This is a genomic window from Isoptericola sp. NPDC057191 (assembly GCF_042670225.1).
Classification (GTDB): domain Bacteria; phylum Actinomycetota; class Actinomycetes; order Actinomycetales; family Cellulomonadaceae; genus Isoptericola.
The window spans coordinates 1-19,335 of the sequence record NZ_JBHUWC010000009.1 but is presented as its reverse complement, the minus strand read 5'-3'; the positions used below and the strand labels follow the sequence as shown (position 1 = coordinate 19,335).

Here is a 19,335-nt window from a genome sequence, read left to right as displayed (position 1 = left end):
CGGCTAGAGCCGCACCCCGAGCAGGGCGTTGACGGCGCGGGCCAGCACGCCCGGCGCGCCCTCGTGGTCGTCGGCCGTGTCCCGCCCGGGCTGGAGCGCGAGCTCGGCCCAGGCGTCGACGGCGGCGAGCGCGGCGGGGGCGTCCAGGTCGTCGGCGAGCGCCGCGCGGAGCGCCGCGAGGGTGCCGGTGGCGTCGGGGCCGCCGTTGCCGGACACCGCGGAGCGCCACCGCTCCAGGCGGGCCACGCCGGCCGCGAGGTCGGCGTCGGTCCACTCCCACTCGGTGCGGTAGTGGTGCGCGAGCAGGGCCAGGCGGATCGCCATCGGGTCGACGCCGGCGCGGCGCAGCGCGGACACGAACACGAGGTTGCCGCGGGACTTGCTCATCTTCTCGCCCTGGTAGGCGACCAGGCCGGCGTGCACGTGCACGCGTGCCCCGCCGCCGCCCAGCAGGCGGTCGTGGGACGTGGACATCTCGTGGTGCGGGAACAGCAGGTCCGCTCCCCCGCCCTGCAGGTCGAACGGCAGGCCGAGCCCGTCGCGCGCGATCACCGCGCACTCGATGTGCCAACCGGGACGCCCGCTCCCGAGGGACGCGCCGTCCCAGGCCGGCTCGCCGGGGCGCTCGCGGCGCCACAGCAGCGGGTCGAGCGGGTCCTTCTTGCCCTCGCGCCGCGGGTCTCCGCCCCGCTCGGCGAAGAGCTCGGCCATCGCGTGCGGGTCGAGCCGGGCGACCTGGCCGAAGTCGGGGTCGGCGGACAGGTCCGCGTAGACGTCACCGAGACAGGGGTCCTCCCCGCCTGCGCCCGGCTCGACCGGGACGCGGTAGGCCGCGCCCTCCTCCAGCAGGCGCTCGACCGCGGCGACGACCGCCGGGACGGACTCGACAGCGCCGGTCCAGGTCGCCGGGGGCACCATGCCGAGCGCGGTCATGTCCTCGCGGAAGAGCGCCACCTGCTCGGCGGCGAGATCCTGCCAGTCCACGCCGGTGGCGGTGGCCCGCTCCAGCAGCGGGTCGTCCACGTCCGTGACGTTCGAGACGAAGGTCACGGCCTTGCCGGCGTCGCGCCACGCGCGGTGCAGCAGGTCGAACGCCAGGTAGGTGTTCGCGTGGCCGAGGTGGGTCGCGTCGTACGGGGTGATGCCGCAGACGTAGTAGCGGGCGGTGTCGCCGGGAGCCGGGTCCACGAGCCTGCCCGTGGTGCTGTCGTGCACCCGGACGGGGGTGCGGCGGCCGTCGGCCGGGGCGGGGAGCTCGGGGATCTGCGGGGCGGGCCAGGAACGCACGCGCCCAGGCTACCGGGCGTCTCACCCGCTCCGGGCACGCGCCCAGATCACGCCGTGCCCTGTCAGACCGTGGTGCCGCCCATGGGGGTCAGCACACCGGTGAGCAGCAGCACGACGACCACCGCGGCCAGGCCGAGCCGGTACCAGACGAACGGCATGAACGAGTGCGTGGTGATGAGCTTGAGGAAGCCGATGATGACGATGTACCCGACGACGAACGCCACGAGCGTGGCGATGAGGGTCGCCCCCGCGCCCGGCGCTCCAGGAGCCGGGGTCTCCCCGACGGACTTGCCGAGCTGGTAGAAGCCGGACAGCAGGACGGCGGGCACGGCCAGCAGGAACGAGTAGTCCGCGGCGGCCTTGCGGGTGAATCCCATGAGCAGCCCGGCCGTGATCGTGCCGCCCGAGCGCGACACGCCCGGGATGAGCGCCAGCGCCTGCGCGAAGCCGAAGGCGACGGCCCGCTGCGGCGTCAGCTCGTCGAGCCGGCGCTTGCGGCTGCCGACCTTGTCCGCCCAGCCCAGCAGCAGGCCGAAGACCACGAGCGTCGTGACCGTGATCCACAGGTTGCGCAGGGAGGTCTCGATCGCGTCCTGGAAGAGCAGGCCGAGCACGCCGATCGGGATGGAGCCGAGGGCGATGTACCAGGCCATGCGCGCCTGCGGGTCGTGCGCGCCGAACCGGGCGGCGCGGTCGCGGCCGTGCGCGCCCGTCAGGGACTTCCACCACGCGACGCAGATGTCGCGGATGGTCCGGCGGTAGTAGAGCAGGACGGCCGCCTCGGTGCCGATCTGCGTGATGGCGGTGAAGGCCGCGCCCGGGTCGTCCCCGCCCAGCAGCTCCCCCACGATGCGCAGATGGGCGCTCGAGGAGATCGGCAGGAACTCGGTCAGCCCCTGGACCAGGCCGAGCAGGATCGCTTCCCAGGCATTCACGGGCGGTCACACTACCCGGACCTGCAGGGTTTGCCGGTAGCGTGGCCCGCCATGGAGCGTCGTCAGGTAGGCCGCACAGGCCTGCGCGTGTCCGAGCTCGGCCTGGGGACCATGACCTGGGGCCGGGACACCGACGACCTGGACGCCGCGGAACAGCTGCGCGACTTCGTCGACGCGGGCGGCAGCCTCGTCGACACCGCCGCCACGTACGGCGACGGTGACGCGGAGCGTCTCATCGGGTCGCTCCTGGACGACAAGGTCTCCCGCGACGAGCTGGTGCTGTGCACCAAGGGCGGCGTCCGTGCGGGCCGGTCGGGCGCGCGGGTGGACGCCTCCCGGGCCGGCCTCCTCGCCGACCTGGACGCGTCCCTCGCACGGCTCGGCACCGACCACGTGGACCTGTTCCTCGTCGCCTGCCCCGACCCTGCGACGCCGCTCGCCGAGACGGTGTCGGCGCTGCGTCTGGCGGTGTCCTCCGGGCGCGCCCGCTACGTCGGCCTCGCCAACCACCCGGGCTGGGCCGCCGCCCGGGCGGCGACGCTCCTGGAGGCGGACGGCACCGGCCTGAGCGCGCTGGAGCTGGAGTACTCCCTGCTGCAGCGTGGCGTGGAGCGGGACGTCGCGCCCGCGGCGGACGCGCTGGGACTCGGCCTGCTGGCCTGGTCGCCCCTCGGGCGCGGCGTGCTCACGGGCAAGTATCGGCGAGCCATCCCGGCGGACTCCCGCGCGGCGTCCGTGCACCTGGCGGCCTTCGTCGACCCGTACCTGGACGCGGCCGCGTCGTCGGTCGTCGAAGCGGTCGCGACGGCCGCCGACGGCCTCGGCCGCGCACCGCTCGAGGTGGCGCTGGCCTGGCTGCTCGCCCGCGACACCGTCGCGAGCGCGATCGTCGGGGCGCGCACGCCCGCCCAGCTCCGGGCGTCCCTCGCCGCCCTCGACCTCGACCTCCCGGCCGAGGTGCACGCCGCGCTCGACGACGTCTCCGCCCCGGAGGTCGGCTACCCCGAGCGCTGGTAGGCCTGGCCGGGCGGCTCGGTGCCGACCGACTCGTCCGGCGTCGCGCCGGGCCCCCGCGGCCTCGCGCCCAGGTCGGAGGCGAGGTCGGCGTCGAGGTCCGCGTCGAGGTCGTCCTCGTCGTCCCTCTCGTCGTCCTCGTCGTCCTCGTCCTCGTCGTCCCCGTCGTCATCGCCGTCGTCGAGGAAGAACGGCGTCACCTCCGAGTACACCTGGGCCAGCGCGTCCTCGTAGACCTCGAACGCGTCGGCCAGCACCTCGTAGGCGTCGTCGACCGCCGGGTCGTCGTCGCCCCTGCGGGTCGAGACCGCGTGGTAGTGCGCCTCCAGTGCGGCGACGAAGCGGTCGAGCGCGGCACGCGGGTCAGCGGTCATGCTCTGACGGTAGCGCCCCGGGGGGCACAATGGGCAGACGAAAATCGCTCGCGAGCACTTCGGGAGGACGGCGGATGGCTTCGACCTCGTCGACCACGCAGGCAGGCGCACGGCAGGGCACGACCTCTGCCTGGCGCAAGCACGGACAGTACGAGTTCCGCGTGCTGACGATCGACCGGGGCACCAGCGTCCCGGACGCACGCAAGATGCTCACCGACGAAGCCGAGTACGGCCGGTGGGAGCTCGCTCGCACGCGCCTCTACATCGGCGGCGAACGCCGGGTGTGGCTGCGGCGCAAGATCATCAAGGTCACGCCCACGTTCTGACCTGGCCCGTCCCCGGCCGGTCTCCGGCCGGGAGCACGGACGGCACTGGTGGCACGCATGGCCGACTCCTTCCGCAAGTCGCGCACGCACGCGCCGCCCGGGTTCTTCGTCACCGAGGCGGCCGGGCTGCGCTGGCTCGCCGTGCCGGGCGGCCCGCGGGTCGCCCGGGTGGTCGGCGTCGGCGCGGGCCACCTCGACCTGGAACGGGTCCGGCCGGTGCACCCGACGCCCGACGCCGCGCGGGACCTCGGCCGCCGCCTCGCCGTGCTCCACCGCGCCGGGGCGGACGGTTTCGGCGTGCTTCCGCCGGGCGCAGCCGCCGGATACTTCGGCCCCCTGGACGACCCCCTGCCGATGACCGACGGCACGTGGGGCGACTGGCCCGCGTTCTACGCGAACGCACGGCTGCGGCCGGTGGTGGAGCAGGGCCGCGAGCGCGGCGTGCTCGACGCCGCCGACGCGGCCGCCGTGGCGCGCGTGTGCGGCCGGCTCGGCGCGCTCGCCGGCCCGGCGGCACGGGAGGCGCCGGCGCGCGTGCACGGGGACCTGTGGTCCGGGAACGTGCTGTGGGCGCCCGGGCCGGCGGGCGCCGCCGAGGCGGTGCTCATCGACCCCGCGGCGCACGGCGGACACCGCGAGGCCGACCTGGCGATGCTCGCCCTCTTCGGCGCGCCCTACCTCGAGGAGACCCTGGCGGCCTACGACCGGGCCAGCCCGCTCACGGCCGGGTGGCAGGGGCGCGTGGCGCTGCACCAGCTGTACCCGCTCGCGGTGCACGCCGTGCTGTTCGGCGGCACCTACGTGGACCGCACCCGAGAGCTGCTGGCTCGCCTCGCGGGCTGACCCGGACGCAGGCCGCCGTCAGCAGGTGCCCAGCAGCCGGTCCAGCACGCGGGTGCCGAACCGCAGCGACTCGGTGGGCACGCGCTCGTCGACCCCGTGGAACATGCCGGAGAAGTCGAGGTCGGCGGGCAGCCGCAGCGGCGCGAACCCGTAGCCGGTGATGCCGAGGCGCGAGAGCGACTTGTTGTCCGTGCCGCCCGAGAGCGTGTAGGGCAGCACCGTGGCGCCCGGGTCCTCCGCCAGGAGCGACGCGACCATGGTGTCCACCAGGTCCCCGGAGAACGGCACCTCGAGGGCGGTGTCCTGGTGGATGGCCTCCACCCGCACGCCGGGTCCGGCGAGCTCGCGCAGCGTCGCCATCCCCTCCTCCTCGTGCCCGGGCAGCAGCCGGACGTCCACGGTGGCCTCGGCCCGGCCCGGGATGACGTTGGCCTTGTAGCCGGCGTCGAGCTGCGTCGGGTTGGACGTGTGGCGCACGGTGGCACCGACGAACCGGGCCGCCGGGCCCAGCGCGGCGACGAGGGCGTCGATCGCCTCCGGGTCCTCGCCGTCGTACGGCAGCCCGGCGAGGTCGGAGACCCCGCGCAGGAGCTTCTCCACCGTGGGGGTGAGCGTGTACGGCCACCGGTGCTGCCCGATCCGCGCGACCGCGGCAGCGAGCTCGGTCACGGCGTTCTCCGCGTTCACCTGGGAGCCGTGCCCGGCGCGGCCGTCGGCGACGAGGCGCAGCCACGCCAGCCCCTTCTCCGCCGTCTGCAGCAGGTACGCGCGCCGCCCGCCGACCTCCACCGAGAAGCCGCCCACCTCGCTGATCGCCTCGGTGGCGCCCTCGAAGAGCTCCGGGCGGTGCCGCACCGCCCACTGCGCTCCCTGGACGCCGCCCGCCTCCTCGTCCGCGAAGAAGGCGACGACCACGTCCCGGGCCGGGCGGCGGCCCTCGCGGACCATCTGCCGCACCACCGACAGGATCATGGCGTCCATGTCCTTCATGTCGACGGCGCCGCGGCCCCACAGCAGGCCGTCGGTCTCCTCGCCGCCGAACGGGTCGACCGTCCAGTCGCCGGCGGCCGCGGGCACGACGTCGGTGTGGCCGTGCAGCACGAGGGCGGGACGCGTCGGGTCCGCACCCTCGAGCCGCGTCACGACGGACGTGCGGCCGGGCGCCGGCTCGAACACCTCCACGTCGAGCCCGACCTCGGTGAGCAGCGTGGCGACGTGCTCGGCGGCGCGCCGCTCCCCCGGTCCCTCCCCGTTGCCGTAGTTCGACGTGTCGATCCGCAGCAGGTCCTGGCAGATCCCCACCACCTCGTCCTCGGCGGTGGGGGTGGGCACGGAGGGCACGGAGCTCTGCTCGGTCGTCGGGTCGCTCGTCATGCGCCCACCGTAGCGGCCGACCGGCACGCCCCCGCCGTCAGGTGCGGGAGAGGGCGCCGGAGGGGTCCAGCACCAGCTCGGCGTCCAGACCGAGCCGGGCGAGGAACGCGCGGTCGTGGCTCACGACCAGCAGGCCGCCGCGGTACGCCGACAGCGCCTGGACCAACTGGTCGGTGCTGGCGAGGTCGAGGTTGTTGGTGGGCTCGTCGAGCACCAGCAGCTGCGCCGGCGGGTCGGACAGCAGCAGGCGCGCCAACGTGACGCGGAACCGTTCCCCTCCGGAGAGGGTCGCGACCGGGCGGCCGGTCTGGTCGCCCCGGACGAGGAAGCGGGCGAGCCGGTTGCGCAGCTCCCCCGGCGCCACGTGCGGCGCCCCCGCCCGTACCGCGTCGAGCACCGTCTCGTCGTCGTCCAGGACGTCGAGCCGCTGCGGGAGGTAGCCCACCCGGTCCGTGAGGGCCTCGGCCCGCGCTCCGGTCCCGCCGCCGGACCCGCCGGGCTCGCTGGACCCGCCGGGCTCGCCGTCGTCGGCACGGCGCGACGACGCGACGAGCCGCTCCAGGAGGGTCGTCTTGCCCACGCCGTTCGGCCCGGTGAGGGCCACCCGCTCGGGCCCGGCCAGGACCACCTCGCGCCCGTCCGTGCCACGCAGCACGGCGAGGCGGCGCCCCGCCGGCACCCCGGGGTCGGGCAGGTCGACGACGATGCGGTCGTCGTCGCGCACGGAGCGCTCGGCCGCCTCGACGGCGGCGCGGGCGGCCGTCTCCTTGTCGGCGGCCGCCCCGCGGCGGGCACCCTGCGCCTTCTGCGCGGAGTTGCGCCGGTCGTTGACGACGGCCTTGACGTAGCGGCTGTTCGCGGCGTCCTTGCGTCCCTGGCGCTCCGAGTGGGCGATGCGCTCCTCGGCCTCGATCCGCTGCCGCTTCTCGCGGCGCAGCGTCTGCTCGGCGTCGCGCAGGGCGGCCCGGGCGGCCTCCTGCTGCGCGGCCAGGTACTCCTCGTACTGCGCGTAGGTGCCGCCGAACGTCGTCAGGCCCCCGGTGCGCAGCTCGGCCGTCTCGTCCACGAGCTCGAGCAGCTCGCGGTCGTGCGAGACCACGACGAGCGTGCCGCGCCAGGTGCGCACGATCTCGTGCAAGCGCTCGCGCGCCCCGCCGTCCAGGTTGTTCGTCGGCTCGTCGAGCAGCGCGACGTCCGCGCCACGGAGCCGGACGCCGGTGACGGCGACCAGCATCGCCTCGCCGCCCGAGAGGGTTCCCACCGGGCGGTCGAGGACGCCGTCAGCGGACGGGAGCCCCGCGGCGGCCAGCTCCGCGAGGGCCCGTTCCTCCACGTCCCAGCCGTCGCCGACGACGTCGAACAGGGCCGCCAGCCGGTCCTGCGGCACCTCGCCGTCCGTGATGGCACGGACGGCGTCCACGACGTCACGCACGCCCAGCAGGTCGGCGACAGTCGCCCCGGTGTCGAGGGTCAGGCGCTGCGGCAGGTAGTCGGCGACGCCCGAGACGGTGATCGTGCCGGAGGTCGGGCGCAGGCGGCCGGCGACGAGCCGCAGCAGCGTGGACTTGCCCGCGCCGTTGAGGCCCACGAGGCCGGTGCGACCGCGGGAGAACGCGCCGGTGACGCCGGCGATCGGGGTGGCCCCGTCGGGCCAGGAGAAGGTGAGGTCGTGCAGGACGACGGAGGACGGGGTGGTAGGCACGCAAGGCTCCAGCAGGTGGCGGGACGGCGGACGGCAGGTGCGTCGACGCCGCTCCCGCGGGCCTGCTCATGCAGGCGGGGAGCCTCGGGGTCGACGCGCTCAGGCGGTCCGGGTGCCCGTCATCGCTCGGTGTGTGCCTCTCGTCCTGGAGCCGTCCCCTCTCACGCGCGGCGGAGCCGCGGGGACGGCGTCGAGGTTCGCACACCGCCTCGCGGCGCGCAACCTCTTTCCCTTCCCGCGGCTCCCGCGGGGACGCCCGGGCCTACGATCTCCCGGTGACCCCGGCACCGTCCCGCGCCCCGTGGACCGACGACGAGTTCGACCGCTGGTACGGCCCGTGGGCGGCGCGCACGCCTCACGACGTCGCCGCACTCCTGGCGGACTATCCCGGGGTCTGGTGGGTGGCAGGCGGGTGGGCCCTGCAGGCCTTCACGGGCGTCGAACGGCCTCACGAGGACATCGACCCGGCCACGCTGCGCCAGGACCTGCCGGCGCTGCGTCGCCATCTCGCTCCGAGGCTGCACACCTGGACCGCCGCGTCCGGCACGCTGCGGCCCCTGCGCCCCGACGACGCCCCCGACGGCCCGGCCGACGACGTCCTGCCGGAGGGCTGCGGGCAGGTGTGGACGCGGCGGGACGCCACCTCGCCCTGGGAGTTCGACATCCTGCTGAGCCCGGGCACCCCGCGCACGTGGGTCTACAAGCGCGACCCCGGGCTCACGATGCCGATGGCGGACGCGCTGTGGACCGCGGACGGGGTGCCGTACCTGCAGCCGGAGATCCAGCTGCTGTACAAGGCGCAGGGGCTGCGCCCCAAGGACCAGCGCGACTTCGACGCCACGCTCCCGGCGCTCGACCGGGGTCGGCGCTCGTGGCTCGCCGACGCCCTCGCGCGCACCCTGCCCGGTCACCCGTGGCTGGGCGCCGTGAGCTGACCTGCTCAGCCGCCGCTCGCGCCCCCTGCCGGCCCGCGGCGGGCCAGCCACGCGTCGAACGCCTCGCGCGACGTCAGGCGCGGCTGGTAGAGCTCGGCCTTGAGCCGCGTGTTGTCCAGGACCGGGCGGTAGCGCAGGAACCCGACGCGCTCCGGGCCGTGCACCGTGAGGCGCAGGGCGTGCCCGACGCGCAGCGCGGCGGCGAGCGCCCAGGCGGGGACGTCGAGGGTGCGCCTGCCGAGGCGGGCCGCGATGTCCGCCACGGTCATCACGCCGTCCCCGCAGACGTTGAACGCGCCCGTGGCTGCGCCCGTCGCGCCCGCGACGACGGCGCCGGTGACGTCGTCGACCCACGCAAACACGAACGGGCTCTCCGCCCCGCGCACTCGCAGCAGCCGCCGCGCCTCCCACAGCGCCGTGATCTGGTTGTCGACCCCCGGGCCCAGGATCGTGCCGATGCGCAGCACCACCTGGCCCAGCCCCGGGTGCACGACACGGAAGTGCGCCAGCATCTCCTCGACCTCGCGCTTGTGGCGCGAGTACGTGAACTCGGCGTTGCCGCGCAGCGGGTCGGTCTCGGTCAGGGGCACGGGGTTGTCCGCGTGGTACCCGTACGCGGCGCCCGAGGACGAGACCACCACCCGCCGCACGCCCGCCGCGACGCAGGCGTCCAGGACGTTCCGCGTGCCGTCGACGTCGACCGCGCGCTCGGCGGCCTCGTCCAGCGTCCCCGGGTTCACGATCGCGGCCAGGTGCACCACGGTGTCGATCCCGTGCTCGTCGATCACCCGGCGCACCGACGCGGGGTCGGTGACGTCGAGCCGAGCCCGCACCGCGCCGTGGGGCACCCGCGCCTCGCGCAGGTCGCCCGCGACGACGTGCGCGACGTCCTCGTGCGCCGCCAGGGCCGCCACCGCGTGCGACCCGAGGAACCCGGCGCCGCCGGTGACCAGGACGCGCCTCATGCCGCCACCTCCTGCCGGGAGCGGGAGCGCCGCGCCCAGACGGTCGCCAGGGCCAGGCCCGCGACGATGTCCCAGATGCCCCACCAGCCGGCGACGACGGCCATGCCGCCCAGTCCACCGAAGAAGGCGAACACCAGCCCGAGACCGAGGCCGGCGTTGCGGATCCCGGTCTCGAACGTCAGGGCCTTGACCTCGCGAGGCCCGAGGCCGCCGAGCCGCCCGGTGGCGTACCCGACGCTCAGCGCCACCGCCTCGTGGCAGAACACGGCGAACGCCACGACGCCGACGTACGTGACGAAGATCGAGAAGTTCCCGACCAGCGCGGCCAGGATGAACCCGACCAGCGCGAGCAGCGAGAACCAGCGCACCGGTCGCTGCACCCGGGCCGCGAGCCGCGGCCAACGGGCCCGCACCCCGAAGCCGACGGCGAACGGCAGGCCGATCACGAGGACGACGTCGGTCAGCACCTCCAGCGGGTCGAGGCTGACCTCGGCGAGGATCGCCGACGCCGTGGGGTGCAGCCCGCCCCAGAACGCGATGCTGACCGGCATCGCGACGATGTACACGACGTTCGCCACCGCGGTGAAGGACACCGACAGCGCGACGTTCCCGCCGGCCCGGTAGGTGAGCACCTGCGAGACGTTCCCCGGCGGGCAGCACGCCACGAGGATGAGCCCCAGGGCGAGGGACGCGCGCAGGTCGAGCGCGAGCGTCAGACCGAACGTGACCGCGGGCAGCAGGACGAGCTGGGCGACCAGCGCGAGCAGCATCGCCTTCGGGGCGCGCCGGACCACCGCGAAGTCCGCGGGGGCGGTGTCGAGCGCGATGCCGAGCATGATCAGCCCGATCACCACGTTGAGGGCCGTCATCGACCCGGGCGAGAAATTCAGGACGACGTCGTCGATGCTCACGCGGCACGCTCCGCGGCTGCCGGGCCGGCCGGCGTGGCGTCGGGCGCGACGTCCGGTGCGGAGTGCCGGTCGCTGCCGCGTGGCGCGGGGGCCAGCTCCGCCGCCAGCCGACGCACGGTGCGCCGGTAGGCGTCCTTGTTCACGTAGTAGCTCATGCGCTCGAGCCCGAGGTACCGGTAGCCGCCCGTGAGGTCGGGCCACGGGTCGGTCAGCCGGCGCCGGAACCGCGCGGCCCGCTCCGCCGCCGCGGCGTCCCCGCCGTCCCCGCCGGCCTCGGCGGCGAGGTAGCGCGCCACCAGCTCGGCCTGCTCCGCGCGGCCCTGCCAGCCGATGCCGGACGCCTCGAGCATCCCCACGACGAACAGCCCGTTGGCCGTCGGCGGGACGATGTTGCAGAACAGCCGCGGCGCGGTGCCCGAGCCCGGGCCGGCCCAGGCGAGGTGCTGCGGGTCGAGGAACGGGTAGTCGAGCCGGTAGCCCGTGGCGAGCAGCACCAGGTCGTACTCGTCGCTGCTGCCGTCGGCGAAGTGCACGGTACGGCCCTCGAACCGGTCGAGGTCGGGCCGCACCCGCAGGTCGCCCTGCCCGGCGTGCTGCAGCACGAGGGAGTTCACCACGGGGTGGGACTCGTAGATCTTGTGGTCCGGCTCCGGGAAGCCGAAGCGGCGCGGGTCCCCGTTGAGCAGGCGCAGCAGGCGCGAGTCGACGGCCTGCTTGACGCGGGCGGGCAGAGGCCGACCCTGGTTGAGGGTGTCGGTGGGCCGGCCGAGGAGGTAGCGCGGCACGAACCAGTAGCCGCGGCGCACGGACAGGTCGACCGACGCGGCCCGGTGGACGGCGTCGACGGCGATGTCGCAGCCGGAGTTGCCGCCCCCGACGACAAGGACGCGCTTGCCCGCGAACACGTCCGCGCTCTTGTAGGCGCTGGAGTGCAGCAGCTCGCCGTCGAACGTGCCCGTGAAGGTGGGGACGTTCGGCTCGGCGAGCGTGCCGTTGGCGATCACGACGTGGGAGTAGGTGCGCGCCACGGGCTCCCCCGCTGCCGAACCGCCGGGCTCGGTGGGCTCGGTGGGCTGGGACCGCACGACCCACCCGCTGCGCCCGGTCGCGTCCCCGCCCGCGGGCTCGACCGCGACCACGCGGGTGCCGAAGCGGTAGCGCTCCCGCAGCCCGAAGACGTCGGCGTAGCGGCGGAAGTACCGCAGCAGCTCGCGGTGGCTCGGGTAGTCGGCGCCGGAGTCCATCGGCAGCTCGTCGAACTGCGTCGTGGTGCGCGAGGAGATCAGGTGCGCCGACTCGTAGACCGTCGACCGCGGGTTGTCGATGTCCCACAGGCCGCCGACGTCGTCGTGCGCCTCGTACCCGTCGAACGCGAGGCCGGCGCGGTCCAGCGCCCGCGCGGCGGCGAGGCCGGAAGGGCCTGCCCCGATCACCGCGACCCGTCGTTCCAGCCCCATCGCCAGCCTCCTTGCTCCCGGCGCGCGCCCTGCGTGCCGACACTGCGCGCCGTCATGGCGCGCACGGAGTGTACGGGTGGGCGGGGGCGGGCCCCAAAGCGCGGGGCGCCGCCCCCGGGGAGGCGGTCAGGACTCGTCGGGCCAGGGTTCGTTCGGCTCGCGCGGGTCGCCCGGCACGTAGGAACCGACCCACGTGTCCTGGAGCACGCCGCGCTGCGCGCCGAAGCGGCGCAGCATTCCCTCGTAGCGGAAGCCGAGCTTCCAGGCGACCCGTCGCGACGCCCAGTTCCCGACGTTGGCGCGCCAGCGCACGACGCCGAGGCCGAGCCCTTCCGGGTCGACGGCCCAGTCGACGACGAGACGTGCCGCGGCCGTCATCAGTCCCTGACCGCGCGCCTCCGGCGCGCACCAGAACCCGAGCTCCCCGGCCGGCTGGACGCCCGGCGCGCCCTCCCGCGACATGCCGACCATGGCCAGCACCGGTCCGTCATCCCCACCGGGTGCGCGGACCGCCCACGTGAAGTCCTTCTCCTCGGCCCAGCCGTCCGCGACGAACTGGTCCACGAACCCCTCGGCGTCGGCCCGCGTGTACGGCGACGGCACCGTGGTCCACCGCGCGATGACGGGGTCCGTGCAGATCTCGGCGATGCGGTCGACGTCGGCAGCCGTGGGCACGGACAGGCGGACGCGGTCGGTGGTGAGGACGAACGGCTCCATCCGGGCATCGTGGCACGTCGGCCCGGGCGGTCTCACGCTATTTGTCCGGAGTCTCCTCCGGGGCGTCTGCGGCTCCCCCGCCAGCCTGCTCGGGGTCGGTGGCGGGCGGGTGGATGACGGGTGCCACGGCCATCGGCCCGCTGCCGAGCCCGACGGGTTCGTCCAGCTCGGGGTGGTCCCGGTCCCCGCGCAGGGTGGAGAAGACCGTCCAGGCGACCGCCATGAGCGGCACGGCGATGATCGCGCCCAGGATCCCTGCCAGCACGGTGCCTGCCGTGACGCCGATGCCGATGACCAGCGGGTGCAGCGCGACCTGCTTGCCCATGATGAGCGGCTGCAGCACGTGACCCTCGAGCTGCCCGATGAGGGCGATCCCGATGGTGACGATGAGGGCGGTGACGATGCCGTTCGCCGCGAGCGCCACGACGGCGGCGATGATCATGGCGAGCGGCGCGCCGATCAGGGGGATGAAGGCGCCGATGAACACGAGGACGGCCAGGGGCGCGGCGAGCGGGACGCCGAGGATCGTCAGGAGGATGAACGCCAGGACGCCGTCGGTGAACGCGATGATCACGGTGCCGCGGGCGTAGCCCGAGAAGCTGTACCACCCGGCGCCCGCGGCGGCCTGCCAGCGGGAGCGGTGCTGCTCCGGGAGCTGGCCCAGGAACCAGCGCCACATCTTGCCGCCCGACGCGACGAAGAAGACCGTGCAGAAGATGGACAGGGCGAAGACGGCGAAGCCCTCGAACACGGACCCGGCGCTCTGCGCCGCCTGGCTGACGAGCGAGTCGGCGTTGTCCGTCAGCCACTGCCGGCCCTGGTCGATCCACTCGTTGATCTGGTCGAGGGTGACGGACAGGCCGAACGGACCGCTCTCGAGGTACTGGAGGATCTGCTGCACACCGGTGTCGAACTGCCCCGCCAGCTTCTCCCACTGCCCGGCCACCGACGCGACGACGTACGTGATCAGGCCACCGAGCACGAGGAACGCGCTGAGGATCGCGAGCGCGGTCGCCAGCGCGCGGGGCATCACCTTCGCGTAGAGGTCTGCGACGGGGTTGAGCACCGAGGCGAAGACGAGGCCGAGGAACACGGCGACGAAGACGAGCTGGACCTGCACGGTCGCCCAGAACACGAGCGCGACCGCTGCTGTCAGGGCGATCAGGCGCCAGGACCACCCCGCCGACGTCCGCAGCCACGCCGGGACGTTCTCGTTCGAACGCTTCGCCACCCTGCACCTCTCTCGCGGTCGTCCGTCCAGTCTGCCGCACCGCGCCGCAGGACGAGGGAGGTCGCGCCCGGGGCGTCGCCGTCGCGTGCGCCGCAGGGTCTCGCTGGGTGCCGGAGGGTGAATTGCGTCGCTGGCGACCCGGGCGCGCTGCGCTCCTGCGTGGACGGGACGACGATGGGCTCACGCCCGAGTCCCGGAGGCGTCGGCGAGAGGAGCCCGCGATGGCGGTCGCACCGTCGGAGCCCAGGGGAGCCAGCAGGACCGGCGTGCCCTCGTACGACGCCGAGGAGCTCGGCGCGCTGCTCGCCCTGCTCCCCGACGTCGACTCCGTGGAGCTCAAGCTCACCGTGCCGGCCGTCGACCACCGCCGCGTGCTCGACCGGCTCGGCATCGACGCGCTGGACGCGACGATCCGGCAGGTGGCCTTCGTCGACACCCCCGGCCTGGACCTGTCTGCCGCGGGCCTGGTCGTGCGGGCGCGGCGCACGCAGCGCAAGGACGGCGACGTCACCGTCAAGCTGCGGCCGATGCTGCCCGCGGACGCCCCACCCCAGGCGCGGGGCGCCGACGGCTTCAAGGTCGAGGTGGACGCCTCGCCCGCGGGCTTCGCCTGCTCGTGCTCGCTCACCCGGAGGGTGCCCGACCGCGAGGTCCGGGCGCTCGTGGCGGACGCCCGTCGTCTGCGGGACCTGCTCGACCCGGTCCAGCGCGCGGTGTTCGACGAGCGGCTCCCGGCGGGCGTGTCACCGGCCGACCTGCGCGTCCTCGGCCCGCTCTCGCTGCTCAAGGTGAGGTTCGCACCGCCTGAGCTCCCCCGCCGCATGGTCGCCGAGCTGTGGTTCCTGCCCGACGGCGAGCGCGTGCTGGAGCTCTCGAGCAAGACCTCCCCCGCCACCGCGTTCCAGGCGGCGGCGGAGACGAAGGTGTTCCTCGCGCGGCACGGGGTGGACCTCGGCGCCCCGCAGGAGACGAAGACGCGGGCGGCCCTCGCCGCGCTCGTCGCCGGGCATGAGGGCCAGGGGTGAAGGGTCCTCCTGGCCGCGGATCGCGCTTCTGAGCCTGGGGTGAGCCTCGGCCCACCGGCCCGTGCCCCGTCGGACGAGCCGCACGCGACAGCGGCCAGCCGCCCGAACAGCGAGACGCCCCCGCGATGTGGATTCGCGGGGGCGTCTCGATCCGCTGTCTCATTCGGATCCCGCCGACGCTCACGCGCCGGAAGTCTTCCCCGATCCTACCCGGCCCGGGCCCGCGCGTTGCCCCCGACTGCTCAGGCGCCTCCACACCTCCCGCCGTGAGGCGCTCCACGACGCGCAGGGAAGCTCGCGGGCGCAGTGTCGCCACGCAGGCCCGGCCGCATCACACGCATCGTGGCTGCAGGTATCCCCAGCCGATTCATTCTTTCCAGGCTTCAAGTTGTTCACGGCAAACCTCGCGAACCACATGCCGTCGATACCGTCTCAACTGGCACACGCATCACGTCTGCAGCAACCTCGGCTCGGCGCGACCTTCTCCTGGGGAACTTCCTGTCGGCGCATACCTGTCACGCCGCTGATCGCACGCCGACCACATCCGCCTCGCCAGCAGCGCCGACCAGATCAGGTCCCACAAGCCGCCGACGATGAACCGGCGGTGCGGTTTCCGACCGCCTGCCAACCATCCACCTCCCACCACGACGCTGGCAGGCGCTGCCAGCACAAGTGCTATTCGATACAGCGCAGGCGAAGACTTCAGCGATCTACGCCCCTCCATGAAGTCCCAGTGCGGTACCCACAGACGATCTCCTCCATCACCGTGCGGTGAGCAGCATGCGCCACACCCGTCGGGTTGGCCACCCGATGTGAACGGCGTGAACCGCTCCCGCTGCCCACAGGTCAACACCGCGGGTCCCCAGCCCAAGTCCAGGATCGAAGACGCGGATCATCGAGATCCCAGCGCAGCGCTCAGGCCCGTCGCTCCCAACATGACACAAATGGTCGAACAGATCACAACTGTAAGTCGCGGCCTGAGCCCACCCGTAGCAGACTCCAATCTGTAACGAACGTTTGGCGCGACCAAACGATCCACCAAGGCGTCAAGCCAGGCCGCGATTCGCGCATTAAGCACAAGCCCGACAACTCCGAGCGAAAGAATAAGGGACAACGCCGCGATCACAAGCGCAACCATCGTTCACAGCCCTACTTCCAGTAAAGGTCTATCCGGCTCCGTAGGCACACCGCTCCCACAGCACCAGTATGCGCAAGCACTTCGAGTTCAGCCGTCAATAGTTCCCGATGAGCGGAGCCCCGACAACCGCGCACGTCTCGTAGCGCGGTCCAGGTACGGCTCATTTGCTGAACGGACAATCCGTCCCGTCCTAGGGTCGACCTGAACTAGATCCTTGCGGTGGCGCGGATATGTCGTGTAGCCCATTCGGATTTCCTTCTGCTCTTTCACGTAAGTCCAGGGGTAAACAATTACCAAAATGAACACACAGAAAATCGCCGCCGCCATGAGCGCCATCAACCACGGAGAAGCCATGTAACCTGCCGAATTAGTCACAACCCCACCCACAAACATGCTGATGACACAAAGCCCGCCCACTAGTCCCGAAGCGATTGTCCACCGCCCAAGAGTTACCGCGGCTGGGCCCTTCGCGGTCTCCACCTTGCCCCCAAAGACGCGCTCAGTCATTCCTTGTTCCCGTGATGTCGGCATCATGCTTGCCCCTTGCCCTTGCGCGCCATCCGAAGCCCCGGTGTTCCGCGAAGCTCGACCGGCACGAACCAGCCCGGGCGCGCAAACTCTCGCTCGAACCAAGCCCAAACCCAAAGCACCAAGGTCGCGAAGAGTGCACTTCCGCAAATGACTAGCTGAAACTCCAAGAACTTCGCGCCGAGCACACCGATGAGAACAAGAACGATCGACCAGACGGACATAATCATCAGGTACGGCATCCGTGAGCGCAGATGGGCAGCGGCGGCCGTGAGGTCACCGTTATGCATGGCCCCCGCCACTACCTCAACGCGGGCTGGCCGACCCTTGCCGTACATGCGCCCAATGATTGACAATGCCCCCCAGCCAGCCGCAAAGAGTCCGGCAAGCCGTGCAAACACAAACGGTAGCCGGAACGGGATTGTGGCCGCGACCTCAGCAAATCTATCCACTAGAACCAGCCTTCCTGTCGCATCATTTCCCGTAGTTTTGCTCGAGGTTCGTCCAATACTTCGCCGCCCCGCCCAGCACGCTGGTGGACGGTGTCGTCGTGCACGTCGCCGAGGACTACTGCGCCCACCTCCGTCAACCCACAGAGTTCAGCACCGACCTTCGCACGGATACTCGAAATGCGACTATTCGTTCTCGGGGTTCGCACATCTTTGACAACGCCATAGAATTGCTGGTTTCGCTCTACGACTTCGGCGCTCCCCGTTCTTCGCTCCATCAATCCAGCGCTTCCTCTAAGAGTGAGTAATCCGCGCGACCTTCAGAGTGAATTACTCGCGCCCTCTCCAAGCCACGAACTGACCCGTCGTGGCCGCCCCCTCCGAGACCTTCGACAGCTCACCCTCCGCATCCCACGCCAGTGTCTGCGCCGGCCTGCCAGCCACCGCGCGGCCGCTCACGCGTAGTTCACCTACTCGCCCCCTCACCGAGCACGGACTGCTGAACCCTCATCTGCGTTGAGCGGTCAGTTTCATTTCCCGGATGCCATGAGACGCTCGACGAGATGATGCCAGTCCCAAACTGCAGCAGGCTCCAAATCACGGACCTGCTCTTCGGTTGCCGGCTCCATTTTGCCCCGATGGTAGATCCTCGATCTACCGGTAAGCACGTCTCGAACGCTATATGGCGGCGGCCACTCGTCGTCCGGGTCCGCACTGGCGTCCATCCCGACAACGGGCACGCCCTCCGTGCGTAACACGTCCTCGTAGACACCAACGACAAACTCGTACTCACGGGCCCCTATTGGCGGGCACCCAGGGCGGTCAGACCTTGACGATAGAACGCCACAGACGCATCTCTCAACACTCTTCCGTAGGCATATCTTCCGTCAGGCAATGCAATCTGAATAACCGTCCCCGGTTCCGGCGCCTGGCTCCTCATGGTCCCCCAACCTCGTTCCATGCTGATTCCATGTACATTTGAAGCTGTGGATTCAGCAAACTTACCGCGTTGATGGCATTAGCCAACACATCCTGTTCCCAAAAGTGTTCGATGAGCCGTTTCTCTTGCCCGCGAACTGCGGCATCACTTCTGGATTGGTCGAGCGGTACCCGATCAAATGGCTTTGTCGTTGAACGCGTCACGTGCGTCGCCACGAGCTAGATGCTGGAGCGGTTCTCGGTGCAACTTGTGCGATCAACGTACACCTGGCCTGTTGTGGGTCGATTTTGGTATTGGCCTGAAAGGTCTTTTCCAGTTTGACGCACCATCGCCGAATGCCCAACGGCCCAAGGACTGGCCTGAGTCTTCGATGGCGGCAGCATCGGTATCGCGATGTAATGCAGCACGGAACGGCCGCCAAATCCTTCAGCCACCCGTGGCATCTCATGCCACAAGGCCGCTCGACGTGACAACTCGACCAGATCGCACGAACGCACCTTCCCTGGTATTCGACTGTGAATGCCGCGAGCTCGATTGCGAGCCGCCCGGAAACTACCGCGACGACCGTTGCCCGGGGAAAACGCCGAGCGGGTGAAAGCTGCGCGGCCCGCTGCGACCTCAGCACGGGCGAGGAGCATGGTCATCGAGTGCAGGAGGAAGGCCACCTGAGCGCCGGGCCTCTCAGACATGGGGCTACTCCTCCGGCCGCCTGCCACCCACTTGCCAAGCCGCCTAGGGGGCCGGAGCAGCGCCGTCCGGCGGCCCACACGAGGTTCCGTCGAGCACCCCCAAAATGAGCCTCATCGCCCGGTGGGTACGGCGCCGAGAAGACCGCCGAGGCGACCCCGGTGGACGGGTGGGTTTCGCGCCTGGATCGCCCCGGCGAAATCCCTGGCCCGCTGGCACCGCGATCGCTGCCACTCTCGCCCCGTGGTCGATTCGGCGCTAGAGGGCCCGCCCAGGCAGCAACGCGGCCGACGACGATGGCGCTCGAGTCGATCGCCGTGCGTTGCGCGATTCGACCTACATGACCGCACTCACACGGGGGAAGCTGTGCTGCCCCGAAACCGCAGAAGGCGCCCACCCCGCGGGGTGGGCGCCTTCTGCGTTTCCGGCCCCGTTGCCCTCCGACTGACTGAATGACTGTAAGGCTGCGGAGCAATTCCTGCGTGTCCGGAGGGGAC

18 protein-coding genes are annotated in these 19,335 nt (G+C 72.1%); 5 read left to right on the top strand and 13 right to left on the bottom strand.

The window, feature by feature from the left end; translation table 11 throughout:
* Positions 1-3: 3 nt before the first annotated feature.
* Positions 4-1,287, bottom strand: a complete 1,284-nt coding sequence (mshC, locus tag ACFT55_RS03125) for a cysteine--1-D-myo-inosityl 2-amino-2-deoxy-alpha-D-glucopyranoside ligase (RefSeq protein ID WP_380241363.1) — start codon at positions 1,285-1,287, stop codon at positions 4-6.
* Between the two features lie 62 nt (positions 1,288-1,349).
* Positions 1,350-2,222 (bottom strand): undecaprenyl-diphosphate phosphatase, encoded by an 873-nt coding sequence (locus ACFT55_RS03120; protein WP_380241361.1) that lies wholly within the window; start codon positions 2,220-2,222, stop codon positions 1,350-1,352.
* 51 nt (positions 2,223-2,273) lie between these two features.
* On the opposite strand from ACFT55_RS03120, the gene ACFT55_RS03115 reads away from it, so the two are divergent.
* Positions 2,274-3,239 carry an aldo/keto reductase gene (locus tag ACFT55_RS03115; RefSeq protein WP_380241359.1) on the top strand — a complete coding sequence of 322 codons (966 nt, stop codon included), beginning with the start codon at positions 2,274-2,276 and terminating at the stop codon, positions 3,237-3,239.
* Here ACFT55_RS03115 and ACFT55_RS03110 read toward each other — a convergent pair.
* Positions 3,221-3,610: a primosomal protein gene (locus tag ACFT55_RS03110; RefSeq protein WP_380241357.1), complete on the bottom strand. Its 390-nt coding sequence runs from the start codon at positions 3,608-3,610 to the stop codon at positions 3,221-3,223. The two genes, ACFT55_RS03115 and ACFT55_RS03110, sit on opposite strands and share 19 nt — an antisense overlap.
* 74 nt (positions 3,611-3,684) lie before the next feature.
* Here ACFT55_RS03110 and ACFT55_RS03105 point away from each other — a divergent pair, with 74 nt between their 5' ends.
* Together ACFT55_RS03105 and ACFT55_RS03100 are read left to right on the top strand one after the other, a co-directional pair.
* Positions 3,685-3,936 (top strand): DUF5703 family protein, encoded by a 252-nt coding sequence (locus ACFT55_RS03105; protein WP_380241355.1) that lies wholly within the window; start codon positions 3,685-3,687, stop codon positions 3,934-3,936.
* 57 nt (positions 3,937-3,993) lie between these two features.
* Entirely contained in the window at positions 3,994-4,779 is a 786-nt protein-coding gene (locus tag ACFT55_RS03100; protein ID WP_380241353.1) for a fructosamine kinase family protein, read from the top strand.
* 18 nt (positions 4,780-4,797) lie between these two features.
* Here ACFT55_RS03100 and ACFT55_RS03095 read toward each other — a convergent pair whose 3' ends face one another.
* Both ACFT55_RS03095 and ACFT55_RS03090 read right to left on the bottom strand, forming a co-directional pair.
* The gene (locus ACFT55_RS03095) at positions 4,798-6,153 is read right to left on the bottom strand and encodes a M20/M25/M40 family metallo-hydrolase (protein WP_380241351.1); all 1,356 of its coding nucleotides are present in this window, start codon (positions 6,151-6,153) and stop codon (positions 4,798-4,800) included.
* A 37-nt stretch (positions 6,154-6,190) separates the two neighbouring features.
* Positions 6,191-7,855 (bottom strand): ATP-binding cassette domain-containing protein, encoded by a 1,665-nt coding sequence (locus ACFT55_RS03090; protein WP_380241349.1) that lies wholly within the window; start codon positions 7,853-7,855, stop codon positions 6,191-6,193.
* 275 nt (positions 7,856-8,130) lie between these two features.
* Here ACFT55_RS03090 and ACFT55_RS03085 point away from each other — a divergent pair, with 275 nt between their 5' ends.
* Positions 8,131-8,790: a nucleotidyltransferase domain-containing protein gene (locus tag ACFT55_RS03085; protein WP_380241347.1), complete on the top strand. Its 660-nt coding sequence runs from the start codon at positions 8,131-8,133 to the stop codon at positions 8,788-8,790.
* Positions 8,791-8,795: 5 nt separating this feature from the next.
* Here the strand turns inward: ACFT55_RS03085 and ACFT55_RS03080 are convergent, their stop codons facing one another.
* The 5 genes from ACFT55_RS03080 to ACFT55_RS03060 form a co-directional block, all read right to left on the bottom strand.
* Positions 8,796-9,755, bottom strand: coding sequence for an NAD-dependent epimerase/dehydratase family protein (locus tag ACFT55_RS03080; protein WP_380241345.1), 960 nt, complete (start codon positions 9,753-9,755; stop codon positions 8,796-8,798).
* Positions 9,752-10,666, bottom strand: a complete 915-nt coding sequence (locus tag ACFT55_RS03075) for a bile acid:sodium symporter family protein (protein ID WP_380241343.1) — start codon at positions 10,664-10,666, stop codon at positions 9,752-9,754. Before ACFT55_RS03075 ends, ACFT55_RS03080 begins: the two co-directional genes overlap by 4 nt.
* Positions 10,663-12,123, bottom strand: coding sequence for a flavin-containing monooxygenase (locus tag ACFT55_RS03070; protein ID WP_380241341.1), 1,461 nt, complete (start codon positions 12,121-12,123; stop codon positions 10,663-10,665). The genes ACFT55_RS03075 and ACFT55_RS03070 overlap by 4 nt, the downstream gene beginning before the upstream one ends.
* Before the next feature lie 126 nt (positions 12,124-12,249).
* On the bottom strand, positions 12,250-12,840 hold the full coding sequence (locus ACFT55_RS03065) for a GNAT family N-acetyltransferase (RefSeq protein WP_380241339.1): 591 nt from the start codon (positions 12,838-12,840) through the stop codon (positions 12,250-12,252).
* Between the two features lie 37 nt (positions 12,841-12,877).
* Positions 12,878-14,071, bottom strand: a complete 1,194-nt coding sequence (locus tag ACFT55_RS03060) for an AI-2E family transporter (RefSeq protein ID WP_380241337.1) — start codon at positions 14,069-14,071, stop codon at positions 12,878-12,880.
* Positions 14,072-14,292: 221 nt separating this feature from the next.
* Here ACFT55_RS03060 and ACFT55_RS03055 point away from each other — a divergent pair, with 221 nt between their 5' ends.
* Positions 14,293-15,096, top strand: coding sequence for a hypothetical protein (locus tag ACFT55_RS03055; RefSeq protein WP_380241335.1), 804 nt, complete (start codon positions 14,293-14,295; stop codon positions 15,094-15,096).
* Positions 15,097-16,764: 1,668 nt separating this feature from the next.
* Here ACFT55_RS03055 and ACFT55_RS03050 read toward each other — a convergent pair.
* From ACFT55_RS03050 to ACFT55_RS03040, 3 genes are all read right to left on the bottom strand, one after another.
* Positions 16,765-17,100, bottom strand: a complete 336-nt coding sequence (locus ACFT55_RS03050) for a hypothetical protein (RefSeq protein ID WP_380241333.1) — start codon at positions 17,098-17,100, stop codon at positions 16,765-16,767.
* Between the two features lie 910 nt (positions 17,101-18,010).
* Entirely contained in the window at positions 18,011-18,151 is a 141-nt protein-coding gene (locus ACFT55_RS03045; protein WP_380241331.1) for an Imm26 family immunity protein, read from the bottom strand.
* Positions 18,148-18,366 carry a hypothetical protein gene (locus tag ACFT55_RS03040; protein WP_380241329.1) on the bottom strand — a complete coding sequence of 73 codons (219 nt, stop codon included), beginning with the start codon at positions 18,364-18,366 and terminating at the stop codon, positions 18,148-18,150. The genes ACFT55_RS03045 and ACFT55_RS03040 overlap by 4 nt, the downstream gene beginning before the upstream one ends.
* Positions 18,367-19,335 lie beyond the last annotated feature (969 nt).